A 12,079-nucleotide genomic window follows, 5' to 3' on the forward strand; every position below is an offset into this window, starting at 1 on the left:
CCGCCTCCGGATTGGGCAAAAAAAGACAGCCCCCTCCCTTCCTTATTTTACATCCTTGTTTTTTTAGGCTATTTTAGGCCTGAAAAAATTCGCAAGACGGATTTTTTCATGTTGTAGTTTTCCCGAAGATTGATTAAAAGGAAGCAACATTCATGAAATATCCTCTATTGGGTTTAATCCCATTCCTGGCCGTGACGCAAGCCACTGCCGCACAACCGGTCACTATTGCCCCCGCACAACCCACCGCCTGCATAACGTCACAATTCAGTGCGCAAGGGAACCAGCATTGGAAAACGGTGAATTTGAAATTAACCAACCAGTGCAATCAGGCGGTGGATTTTCAGAATTCAACGATTACCTTTAAAAGTACAACGCCGTTGACCACAACGTTTTGGGGCGAATTTTCACCCTTATCTTACCCTGATAATGCACTGACGATCAGCTCCCAGCCTCAGACGGATGGGCAGTTTCTGGCAACGCTGACCCTGCATTTTCCTTCTTATCCCGGCGCCAACTCGAAATTGCCGGCAGGAAGTGATTTTCAAATCAATTATGGCGTCAGCAGTGACGATCATGTTGAAGGCAGCGTTAATGTGTACACCGGGTCTGTGGTGGAATCCGGCACCCTGATTTTAACGAATACCTCGGAAAAACCCGCGAATGTGTTGCAAAATTATGCCTTGGTTCACTTGTCGATGAACGGCCAGATCGTCAATAGCATCCAACTGCCCTGGTCTTCACCCAAAACCTTATCCGGATTAGCGGCTGGCAATTATTCACTGGCAGCCGAAACCATAACCGCCAGCAATGGCGACGTTTACCAGGGAACTGTTGTTCCAAGTACCCTGACTTTGGCCGCGAATCAGTCCGTCCATGCGTCGGTGAGTTACGCGCGGGTGCAACCCAATGGAAAACTGGCCATTCAACTGCAGGCCCTGCCTGCCGAGTTGTCAGGGTATAGCGGCAATCCCACCGCGCTGATCACGCAAAATCAAACCGGACAATCCGTGACTCACGCGTTAAACTGGAATGCGTCCACCACCGTCTCAAACTTAAGAGAGGGGGCGGCTTATACGTTCTCGACCGCGTTGATTGAATACAATGGTTATCGCTGCACGCCGGGATTCCAACCAGCGAGTGTGACCGCCAGTGCGTCGAGCACGCCGGCTACCCAATTGACGTATCAGTGTCTTCGCGTTACAGAAGACACCGTCACTATGAATGTCAGCGGCGCACCGGCTACCCTGGCCGCGTTAACGGTTTATCTCACGCCCAATAATGGGTCTGAAGTGCTGTCGACCGTCATTGATTTAAGCAATGGCAGCGGTTCTGCGGTCATGAATTTAACGGATGGGGTCATTTACACGCTGTCGGCCGATGCCGTACCCGGGTATACCATTCATTTTTCACCGCAACCCCTGACTGCGACCGCCAATGCCATTGAAACCATCACTTTGACGCCGATTAATGCCAGTACACCCGTTGGCGCCAATGGCCAGCTGACGGTCTGCGGGACGAAGCTTTGTAATGAGCACGGGGCACCCATTCAACTGAAGGGCATGAGTACGCACGGTCTGCAGTGGTATGCAAACTGCGTTACGCCAGCGTCGCTGGACTACCTCACTGATCAGATGAAAGCCAACGCCGTCAGGGTTTCGCTGTATGTTCAGGAAGGGGGGTATGAAACCAACCCGACGCAATTCACCAATCAGGTCAGTCAACTGATTGATGAAGCGTATGACCGCGGAATTTATGTCATTGTGGATTGGCATATATTAAACCCGGGTGATCCGAACTATAACCTGGCCCGCGCCAAAACCTTCTTTACTGCCATTGCCACGGCCCATAAAAATAAAAACAATCTTCTTTATGAAATTGCCAATGAGCCCAATGGGGTGAGCTGGAGTACGATTAAAAGCTATGCCAATGAAATTATTCCAGTTATTCGAGCAATTGACGCCAAAGCCCCTATCATTGTCGGCACGCGCGCCTGGAGTTCTTTAGGGGTATCGGAGGGCGGCTCGTACCAGGAAATAGTCAATAATCCGGTACAGTTTCCCAATATCATGTATTCCTTCCACTTTTATGCGGCGTCCCATCGCGATAATTACCTGACGGCACTCGATAATGCGTCACAGGTCCTGCCCATTTTTGTGACTGAGTTTGGTACACAAACCTTTACCGGCGACGGGGCCAATGATTTTGATATGTCCAATCGCTACATGGCGTTGATGGCGGCCAAAAAAATTGGCTGGACGAATTGGAACTATTCCGATGATTTTCGCTCAGGAGCCATTTGGAAGACCAATACCTGCGCCAGTGGTGCCTGGGTTGACAGCAACTTAAAGCCTGCGGGTATCTACATCAAAGAGCAGATCCAGACTCCGTGACCTATCGCGCTGCCGGAAAGCGACTTTCTGGCAGCGTTATTGTCAGGAACCGCATAAAAAATATCAATTAGATCAAAATTGCAACAAATAGATCTATTTTTTGTCTATAGTTTAAACATAAGATTCTCATGGATGGTGAACTTATGTTTGACTTACTCCCTGTCGAAGGCGGCTTGCTTAGCCAAAAAAGAAAACAGATTGTACTTCTGAATGATATTCTCAAGAAGATGAATCACAGCAAAAATAGCGACCCTGAACGATTACCCTATTATTACGGCAAACTGGAAGCTCTGCATCGCAGGATCATGAGCAAAGGCGAGGCCGATACCGTTATTAAAAATTGGTTTCTTGCTCACCCCCTCTACAAAACCCACCATCAGATTATCGACTTGGTCAAACACCGTCAACTTGAAAAAAAGGTTAAAAAAATAGCCAAACAGATGGATCTTGGTAGTTTATACAGTAAATACACCAGCAAAGGCAGTTTTAAAGGCTTGGTTCAGGATCGGCTGATGGCGATTGATTCGAGTTATAAAGTGACGTCTTTGGGAGGCGGCAACAACCCCATTCTGCTTGTGACGCTCAATAAGGATCAGCAATTCATCATACGGTTGGTTCGGGTGGACAGTCAGGATGAAGAACGGGGGATATCGCCAAAACAGGCGCGGGAGCAGGTCAGCGGCATGTCCCAGGTCCCTCAACCGTTGCTGATGCATTTTGTGGCCAATGATTTTCAGGAGAAAACGTACATTGAATTTGGCCATTATTATTCTCAGGGGAGTATTGAAGAATTGTTCAAACAACTGAACGACCACAAGAAGAATTCTCCTCACAAAGAGACCATGGTGTTGCTTTATGCGCGGAAGTTCCTTGAATTTTATCTGGAATTAAACAGGCATGGCGTCTGGTATACTGATCTTAAGCCCAGCAATGTCCTTCTCGATAGTCAGGGCGAGCTTGTGATAAGCGATGTCAAAGGCTTGCTGATGTCTCATGAAGGCAAAATGCCCTCTGCAAAAACCAACACGTCCAAAGCGTATTATCAATCGTCCGTATTCGAAGGCAAATTAATCAATCTCGAGCGCCTGCAACGGCAAACCCTCGCCAATACCCTTTATCAGTTAACGACCGGTAAGTTACCTGTCTCTGTCAAAGGGCATTACATCGATTGGAAAAACAAATACAATTTTAATCAGGATTGCTTTAAAACCCCCGAGGGCGAGTTAATTAAATCGTTAATTCTGGCTTTAAACATGTCACGACCCAAACCGCTGACGCACTATTTAACCCGAATTAATGATCACTTGAATCAGGAACAGTTACACCCTCAGGAAGAAGAATCTGCCCGCCTGCCTACTCGTGACCGAGACGATTCCCAGGCATCAATTACTCTTTAGGGGGGTAACGGTATTAAAAATCCGGCTGTAATGAGCGTTGTCCGGATGATGATCACTGCGCGGGTTAAAGGAGCTCTCGGTAACCACCAGATTTTTTATTTCCGACAACCTGAAGTTGCGCCATTGCGGAAGATGGCCGCTGGCGCTGCCATTTGAAACCTGATAAGCATGCAGTTGTTTTAAGCCGTTGAGGAGCCCAAAATGATGAGGCTCTGCGCAACGCGAATGCCCGCCGTAATGAAAGAGGACACGATGGCGATGGGTAATCGCTTCGTTGATTTTGCGTTCAACTCTGTCCATGGCGGTGCCTTCCTGTTTATTAAAGTATAGACAGTGCCTTATAGTGTACGATCAGTTGTTCATAAGGCCAGATTGTTCTAAATATTGTAAATTGTCGGTACACTGATTACTCTGTAATCGTCTTATAAAAAAGGAGTTATTATGCGTAATGAAGTCAGACAATCCCTTGAAGAGAAAGCGCTGAAGACCAGGACAGTCTTTTTGGCGGCTAATCTTATTGTTCTTCCATTTTATTGCATCGACTCTACTTTTGGTCTCGCCGTCTCTGTTGCATTAAATGTTGTCTTGCTGAAGGTGCTTCATGACCTGGGACAAAGTCGGCGGCCGGGTTCCAATCTACTGAATGCAGCGGATCGCTTCTTTTCAAACATGACGGGCCGTAATCACGAGGATTTGAATAATACGTTCCGTAACATCATCAATGGTGGTGCGGCCGTTTATGATGAAATGAGCGTTGTTTTCAGCGAGACGTTAGGCCGGTAATTTGAATGCGGGGTTAAGCCTGCGGCATTCATTTGAGTCGAAGGTGAAAATCGTCGGCTTTATCGACAGGCGAATAGCCCTTACGGTAGGCAAAGGATTCACACACATGGGAAACGATTAACAGCGGTGCGTCTGCGCTTTGACGCGATAAAATCCAGGTGTGGGTCATGTCGGCAATCAATTGCTGGCTGTAAGCCGCCGGCGATTGCCAAAGCCGGGCATGCCAGGCGCCTTTGGTGTGAACGGTGACCTGATTGCCTTCCTGCTCACTGCCCACCAGTTCACAATCGAAATGCTGATCAAAATAAATCAGCTTCCCAATCTGATGATCAGCAAACCCGGCAATGCCCTTAAAATGAATATCACTGCCCCGCAAGCGAATTTCGAAGCGCTCCGCATCAATGATCGTCAGGAATTCGACCATAGGCGCACGCGACGCATTGAGATGGTTAAATCGCTGAATAATCGCAAACGCTTCTTCGGCCACGGTTTGATTCATAGGGGCTCCGTAAGGATTAACGCTGCGGAAGCATTAACCCGCTTTTTTCCATTGCTTCCAGGTATTTTAATAGCATCAACCTGAAATCGCTATTTAATTTATTCAGGCGCTGCTGGGTGGAAATAAAATCCCCCACATCACCATTCAGGCTTGCTCTAACGGAGGATGCTTCAATGTTCCTGAGAATGGAATCCATTTTTTTCATTTCATTCAACATGATAACTCTCCCACTCAATCCGCAGGGATTCATTCTTAGTATAGTTCAGGATAGCGTGATTAGTGTTTAAGTGCGGGAGACGCCATGTGAACTTTTTCATCCTTATCGGTCAGCATATAATGGTTGGCTCGCTGACTCAGGCGTTCTAACTCGTCAATCAGTGCTTTCGTTTTGCTTTTTCCAAGGCTTGCAGAAACATCCTGCGTGCGGTAATTCGTTACTGCCGCTCTGAATGCCCCGGCATCAAATGAATGACCCTTGAATTTTTCAGCAATGCTTTTGAGCGCCCCAATTTTTGCATGCCTTTCTTTGTGACGGTAGAAGCCAAAACAACCGATCAAATCGGTTTCTATTTTTTTAATATGAGCCTCTATTTTTTCGTGCATGTCATGAAAATCCTGAGGCAGGTGTGACTGAGTCTCTCTGATTTTTTGCTCGCGCACGGCCACGGCATTTTGACCTTCTTCTAACCAGGATAAATCGTTTAATTTGCCTATTTCTGTATTTTGCATTTTAGCGGCTAGCATTTTTGCAGTGGCATGCAACGGAAGACTGTTTTCCGAAATAAAGGCTTTATCCAATCCATAGAAAGAAAAAGAAAAAGGAGCAATTTCTTTATTAACGGCATCCTTTTTATTGTAAAGATCGAATAGCGCAGAGAGTAATGCGCCGGGACCCGAGGTATAAACAACGCTACTTTTCAGAAAAATCATCCGGGTCTGCTCCCGCACCGCGGTTAAAAATTGATTATCATCCTGTATTGAGGCAAGCGTTTCAATTTGTTTGTATTGATTTCCAGGCAAGAGGAGCCAAGATATCCATCCCAGCTGTTTTTTCAATGCTGCTCGTTGCTGTTTGGCCGCTTGTGCAATAATTTCCTCATCTGAGAGAAAGAAATGAAAGGGCATAACACTGTTGCTAAAACTAAGATTATCGGCAGTTATCCTTATAATTTCTTGACGCACTTCCAGGACTGTTTTTCCTTTACTTAAACTCGCTAAAGTGGACAGGGTTTTAGAATTAGGATCCAGATCGAAAAGCATGTCGGCTAAGAGTGGTGAAAACAAGGAAGCTAACGTGCTTTTGACGTGCGCTACATAGTTTTCAATGAAACCCTGACCCCTCTTTGGTTGTTCAGAGCAGGCCTTATAAATAGTCTTTTGTATTTTTTGAATATGGGGTAACGCATCCTGACTGTCGACGACGGCTATCGTGTCGTTATTGATGGAGATGGCCTCAATGTCGCCTTTTAGAGCGTAGCTGCCCACACTAAGCAAAAGAGGTTTTTCAACAGCAATTGTCTCAGGAAGTTTTCCAGTGTCCACATGGACATCAAAATCAGTGTAAGTACCCAGTTCATAAACAGGTTTTAACCAGCGTAAAATATCACTTCCCACCGCTGGATTCCCGCCTTTCTTTAAATGAGACATTTCATCGTTATAAATTGTAATCAGATTTTTCTCTTCCTGGGTCTCACAGTGAGGGATCACCTCGTTTCTTACATCATGGGCAATAATATTATATCGAGAGCAAAAGGATTCCAGTTCCTTTAATGCTTTTGAAGACAATAACTGACTATCATAAACAAAATGGATTTCATCATTCGGATTAATATCCCTCATTCTGACCAGGCGAACACGATTCTCGAGATTCAAAAAGGTGTCTTTATCTTTACTAAGCCAAATTTTTACGTGACGATGGGGATTAAACTGATAAGCCATAATGAGATACCTGCTACACTATTTTTGATAAAAAGAAGGTATTATGGCATGCGGTTATTAACGGAGCGTTAAGGCTATATTTTGGGCTATAAGAGCAAATTATAGTTCCCTGTGGAGCATGTAATCGTTTGTAACTGTTTTGCTGATTAAGAAAAGGACTTGGTGATTAGGGGAATCTGACGCCACTTGAAATAATTGATTGAAAGCGGGTTTCTGTAGTGATCGTGATTTGTTTGAGTGATTTACCAAAACCCAGACTGGATTTGGCTCCCCGGACAGGACTCGAACCTGTGACCTAATGATTAACAGTCATCCGCTCTACCGGCTGAGCTACCGGGGAATAGGGCGGAATCTTAAATTGATTCCGCCTGGTGGTCAAGGGATTACGGAACTTTTTTTTGTTTATTGACAAAAACGGGCTAAGCGATCCATGGCGTCGCGGATGATGTCCATGCTGGTGGCAAAGGACAGGCGGATACAACCCTCATTGCCGAAGGCGGAACCGGGTACTAAGGCGACGCCGGTTTCTTTTAACAGTTTTTCAGAAAACTCCATGTCATTGACAAAGCCCTTTCGTTCGATAACCGCCTGCACATTGGGGAAGATATAAAATGTCCCATCGGCAGGAATGGTTTCTATGCCGGGAATGGCTTCAAGGCGTTCAACAATGTCGTTGTGGCGTTGATGGAAGGCCTTGACCATCTCCTGCACGGTTTCCAACCCGCCGTTTAAAGCGGCTACTGATGCACGCTGGGCAATGGAGCAGGGGTTGGACGTCGATTGCGATTGCACGGTTTTCATGGCGTTGATGAGCACCGCGGGTCCGGCGGCATAGCCTATGCGCCAACCGGTCATGGAGTAGGCTTTCGATACGCCATTCAGCACGATGGTGCGCTCATACAATTCCGGGCAGGCATTCAAAATATTGCAGAAAGGCTGTGACCAGAGAATGTGTTCGTACATGTCGTCTGTCGCAATGAGAATCTGTGGGTGTTGTTTCAAAACCTCACCCAGGGCTTTTAATTCCGCTAAACTATAAGCAACACCCGATGGATTGGATGGGCTGTTGATAAAAATCATTTTGGTTTTTGGCGTGATGGCTTGTTTGAGCTGGTCTGCCGTGATTTTAAAGCGCTGGGCGGGCGTTGATGGGATAATCACCGGTGTGCCGCCAGCGAGCAGGACGATGTCCGGGTAGGAGACCCAATAGGGGCCTGGAATTAAAACCTCGTCGCCTTCGTCGATGAAGGCCTGGCACAGGTTAAAAATGCTTTGTTTGCCGCCGACAGAGACTAAAATCTGATTGAGTTGGTACTCCAGGTTGTTGTCGCGTTTGAACTTGTCGCGTATGGCCTGCTTGAGTTCGGGAATGCCGTCCACGGCGGTGTATTTGGTGAAGCCGGCCTCAATGGCGGCAATGGCCGCTTTCTTGATGTGCATTGGGGTATCAAAATCAGGTTCACCGGCACCCAGGCCAATGACGTCAAGCCCATCGGCCTTCATCTGCGCTGCTTTGGCCGCGACAGCTAATGTCGGCGACGGCTTGACTTGCTGCACACGGCCGGCTAGTGTGATATTCATTTTTAAACTCCTATGCTAGGATGTTAACTGTCTGCCTTAATTTTAGGCAATTACAACACCCGGTTACTCGTATGAAAAACGTTTTTAAACTCTATGCCGATTACCAACCGGCCGGCGATCAACCCACCGCGATTGCCTCGCTGATCGATGGCCTGCAATCGGGATTGGCCCGCCAGACGCTGCTTGGGGTGACTGGCTCGGGTAAAACCTTTACCATTGCCCATGTTATCCAGGCCATGAAACGGCCGGCATTGATCATGGCGCCCAACAAGACGCTGGCAGCGCAGTTGTACGGCGAATTCAAAGCGTATTTTCCCGACAATGCCGTTGAGTATTTCGTCTCGTATTATGACTACTATCAACCGGAAGCGTACGTCCCTTCCTCCGATACCTTTATCGAAAAAGACGCCTCCATCAATGAGCACATTGAACAAATGCGTCTGTCAGCGACCAAAGCACTGATTGAGCGTCGGGATGCGATTATCGTCGCCACCGTATCGGCAATTTACGGTCTGGGTGATCCGGATTCTTACCTGCGTATGTTATTACATCTCTCTCGCGGAGAACAATGTGATCAGCGTAAAATATTAAAACGACTTGCTGAAATGCAATACATCCGCAGCCAGGTTTCTCTGGAGCGGGGGCAATTCCGGGTGCACGGCGACATCATCGATGTGTTCCCCGCCGATTCTGAAAAAAGTGCGGTGCGCATTGAGTTGTTTGACGACGAAGTCGAAAACCTGTCCTTTTTTGACCCCCTGACCGGTGAAGTGCTGCAGCGCGTGCCAAGGGTGACGATTTTCCCCAAAACCCATTATGTCACGCCGAGAGAGCGTATTCTGCAAACAGTTGACTGGGTGAAGGAAGAGCTCAAGGAACGGGTTGACTATTTTACCCGCGAAAACAAACTGCTGGAGGCACAGCGCCTGCAGCAGCGCACCTGTTTTGACATTGAAATGATGCTTGAGCTGGGTTATTGCTCAGGCATTGAAAATTATTCCCGCTATTTATCGGGACGCAGCGAAGGCGAACCGCCGCCGACCCTATTTGATTACCTGCCGCCGGACGCGCTGCTGATTATTGATGAATCGCATGTCACGGTCCCGCAGATTGGCGGCATGTACCGGGGTGATCGCGCCCGAAAAGAAACGCTGGTCAATTATGGTTTCCGTCTCCCCTCAGCCCTCGATAACCGGCCGCTGCGCTTCGAGGAATTCGACCACCGTTCGCCTCAGACCATTTACGTCTCCGCGACGCCAGGTCCCTTTGAACAGGAGCAGGCCGGCAATGTCGCTGAGCAGGTGGTCAGGCCCACCGGGTTGGTGGATCCTCAGGTGGAGATTCGCCCGGTGAGAAATCAGGTGGATGATTTGCTGTCTGAAATCCATGCCGTTGTAAGCCAGGGTGAGCGCGTGCTGGTCACCACCCTGACGAAACGGATGGCGGAGGATTTGACGGATTACCTGCGCGAGCATGGCATTAAAGTCCGCTACCTGCATGCGGACATCGATACGGTTGAACGGGTTGAAATCATCCGCGATCTTCGCCTTGGCGAATTTGATGTGCTGGTGGGTATTAACCTTCTGCGCGAAGGGTTGGATATGCCGGAAGTGGCGCTGGTGGCGATCCTTGATGCCGACAAGGAAGGCTTTTTACGTTCTGATCGTTCTCTGATTCAGACCATAGGCCGTGCGGCGCGTAACATCAACGGACGCGCACTGCTCTACGCTGACCGCATCACCGGCTCCATGCAACGGGCTATTGAGGAAACCGAACGCCGCCGTAAAAAGCAGATGAACTTTAATGAACAACATGGCATAACCCCGAAAGGAATTCGCAAATCGGTGGCCGATATCATGGAAGGCGCTTATGCCACGAAACGCCGGACCAGTGAGAAAAAAGCAGAGTATGCGCATTTGCCGCCGGATCAGCTGGCGAAGCAGATTAAAATGCTGGAAAAACGGATGCACGCTCACGCAGAAAACATGGAATTTGAGCAGGCCGCGCAGGTGCGGGATCAATTATTGGCGTTAAAAGAACAATTAAAGACTGGATAGGGCACGAATCAACAAGACCAAGGAGCGTTCATGACGGTAGGTGATTTAAAAAAAGCGTTGCAGGAACTGATTGAAGCGTATCAGCAGATGAAGTGGACATTAGGGGTGGACAGGGCAACGGGGATTTTAGAGGCGTTGAGCGGGCTTGATGAAACCTCCGCGGTGGATGAGGAGGAAAAAAAACTCTTAAGGCAGATGATTAAAAACAATTGGCAAGATGTGATTGTCACGTTAAAGCCTGACCAGTGGGAAAGGGATGCAAAAGTTCTGCCGTTAATCCGGTTTCAAAAGCAACTCGAAGCCCAGAAAATGATTCCCGTGAATGACCATCACAGCCTCTGTTTTAAAGAAGTCATTGACCGTTTTAATCAGTCCCCGGGGCTTTTTAAGGCGGAGACCCTTTCAGCCCTACTGCAATCAACCTGCCGGGTTATTGGTTATGCGGAACACGAGGAAATGGATTGTTACCCGTCAGCGAGGCTTAAAAAACGTGCAGAGAGTAGCTCACCGGGGGCCAAAGCCAATCTCGACATGTCCATCACGTCCATGGCGGCTCTCTTTTATCTGCTGTATTACCAAACGTCCGAGGCGCGGGTGGAGTTGATTCCTTTTCTCATTGATTACCGGGAACGTACGACGGATGAAGAGCGGCGCTCTGAATCAGCGATGCTTCGTTTTTTAAGAAACACCCCCTACCGTGCTGTCGAACTCATCAAACAAATGGAGCATCGCATCAGCTACCATATTCTATTGAAAGAGAAGGAATTTGAAGCCATCCGACCGTTGTTGCCGGCTCTGCGCAAGACCTTTTTAAAAGTCCTTTCGCCTGACTTATGGCATTTTAAAGCCAACCAGGATCGTGGGATTGACGATGTCATCACACGCAAAGTAGCCTTATGCAATGCGATAACCGCGCAATTTAAAGCCATGGCTGTGCCGTACTACGGGATAGAAACCCTTTGTCAACAGATTAAGGGGCAAGAGGGATTGTTGTTATCTCCAAAAGACAGGGAATTACTCGATGAAAGCCTGGCGCTGTTTAAGTTGCAGCAATATAGAGAACAGCGAGAGAGCGAAGGCCTGCGTCATACGTTTTTTTCAGGTGAACTGAAATACCGTGCTGCAAAAAAACAGGAACAAACACTTTTAGGCGTCCCTGAAAAATTAGGGTTCCTGGAATGGTTGGCGGCTCATCAGGGTCGGTTGGGGGATTTACAGGAAAAGACAAAACCAAGCGAGCAGTTAAGCCTATAAACAGCCCGACAGGCCAAGATTTTGAACCCTGGGGTTCAAGTGGGGGGCGGATGAGACAGTTCAGGCTTCCCACTCAGGGTGGGCTTGCACAACACTGTGCTGCAGGATGCTCCCCTGTCAGTGAGTGTTGGTTCATAAATCACTCGCTGCCGGGTTAATTGCAGTATAGCACTGATGGTC

The 12,079-nt window shown here is 47.9% G+C and carries 10 protein-coding genes, 1 tRNA gene and 1 other RNA gene; 5 read left to right on the plus strand and 7 right to left on the minus strand.

Translation table 11 applies throughout. The features are described from left to right. Positions 1-152 precede the first annotated feature (152 nt). Positions 153-2,390: a glycoside hydrolase family 5 protein gene (locus Lrub_RS15025; protein ID WP_065235774.1), complete on the plus strand. Its 2,238-nt coding sequence runs from the start codon at positions 153-155 to the stop codon at positions 2,388-2,390. Positions 2,391-2,533: 143 nt separating this feature from the next. Further along, positions 2,534-3,787, plus strand: a complete 1,254-nt coding sequence (locus Lrub_RS13695; RefSeq protein WP_058532658.1) for a protein kinase family protein — start codon at positions 2,534-2,536, stop codon at positions 3,785-3,787. Here Lrub_RS13695 and Lrub_RS13700 read toward each other — a convergent pair. Then, positions 3,773-4,087 carry a WYL domain-containing protein gene (locus Lrub_RS13700; protein ID WP_058532659.1) on the minus strand — a complete coding sequence of 105 codons (315 nt, stop codon included), beginning with the start codon at positions 4,085-4,087 and terminating at the stop codon, positions 3,773-3,775. The genes Lrub_RS13695 and Lrub_RS13700 overlap by 15 nt on opposite strands. 141 nt (positions 4,088-4,228) lie before the next feature. On the opposite strand from Lrub_RS13700, the gene Lrub_RS13705 reads away from it, so the two are divergent. Continuing rightward, entirely contained in the window at positions 4,229-4,570 is a 342-nt protein-coding gene (locus tag Lrub_RS13705) for a hypothetical protein (protein WP_058532660.1), read from the plus strand. Positions 4,571-4,598: 28 nt separating this feature from the next. Here the strand turns inward: Lrub_RS13705 and Lrub_RS13710 are convergent, their stop codons facing one another. The 5 genes from Lrub_RS13710 to Lrub_RS13730 all read right to left on the minus strand — a co-directional run bounded on the left by Lrub_RS13710 (position 4,599) and on the right by Lrub_RS13730 (position 8,588). After that, the gene (locus Lrub_RS13710; RefSeq protein WP_058532661.1) at positions 4,599-5,069 is read right to left on the minus strand and encodes a hypothetical protein; all 471 of its coding nucleotides are present in this window, start codon (positions 5,067-5,069) and stop codon (positions 4,599-4,601) included. Positions 5,070-5,085: 16 nt separating this feature from the next. Further along, complete coding sequence (locus tag Lrub_RS13715; protein WP_058532662.1) at positions 5,086-5,286, minus strand: hypothetical protein; 201 nt, start codon at positions 5,284-5,286, stop codon at positions 5,086-5,088. Between the two features lie 59 nt (positions 5,287-5,345). Continuing rightward, positions 5,346-7,007, minus strand: a complete 1,662-nt coding sequence (locus Lrub_RS13720) for a glycosyltransferase family 88 protein (protein ID WP_058532663.1) — start codon at positions 7,005-7,007, stop codon at positions 5,346-5,348. A gap of 264 nt (positions 7,008-7,271) precedes the next feature. Continuing rightward, a tRNA-Asn gene (locus tag Lrub_RS13725) sits at positions 7,272-7,347 on the minus strand. A gap of 62 nt (positions 7,348-7,409) precedes the next feature. Then, positions 7,410-8,588 (minus strand): pyridoxal phosphate-dependent aminotransferase, encoded by a 1,179-nt coding sequence (locus tag Lrub_RS13730; protein ID WP_058532664.1) that lies wholly within the window; start codon positions 8,586-8,588, stop codon positions 7,410-7,412. 71 nt (positions 8,589-8,659) lie between these two features. On the opposite strand from Lrub_RS13730, the gene uvrB reads away from it, so the two are divergent. After that, positions 8,660-10,645 (plus strand): excinuclease ABC subunit UvrB, encoded by a 1,986-nt coding sequence (gene uvrB, locus Lrub_RS13735; protein WP_058532665.1) that lies wholly within the window; start codon positions 8,660-8,662, stop codon positions 10,643-10,645. Between the two features lie 30 nt (positions 10,646-10,675). After that, complete coding sequence (locus tag Lrub_RS13740; protein WP_058532666.1) at positions 10,676-11,899, plus strand: hypothetical protein; 1,224 nt, start codon at positions 10,676-10,678, stop codon at positions 11,897-11,899. On the opposite strand, the gene ssrS is transcribed toward Lrub_RS13740, so the two are convergent. Next, positions 11,898-12,058: non-coding RNA, 6S RNA (gene ssrS, locus Lrub_RS14460), on the minus strand. The genes Lrub_RS13740 and ssrS overlap by 2 nt on opposite strands. Positions 12,059-12,079 lie beyond the last annotated feature (21 nt).

Source organism: Legionella rubrilucens (assembly GCF_001468125.1).
In the GTDB taxonomy this organism is placed as follows: domain Bacteria; phylum Pseudomonadota; class Gammaproteobacteria; order Legionellales; family Legionellaceae; genus Legionella_C; species Legionella_C rubrilucens.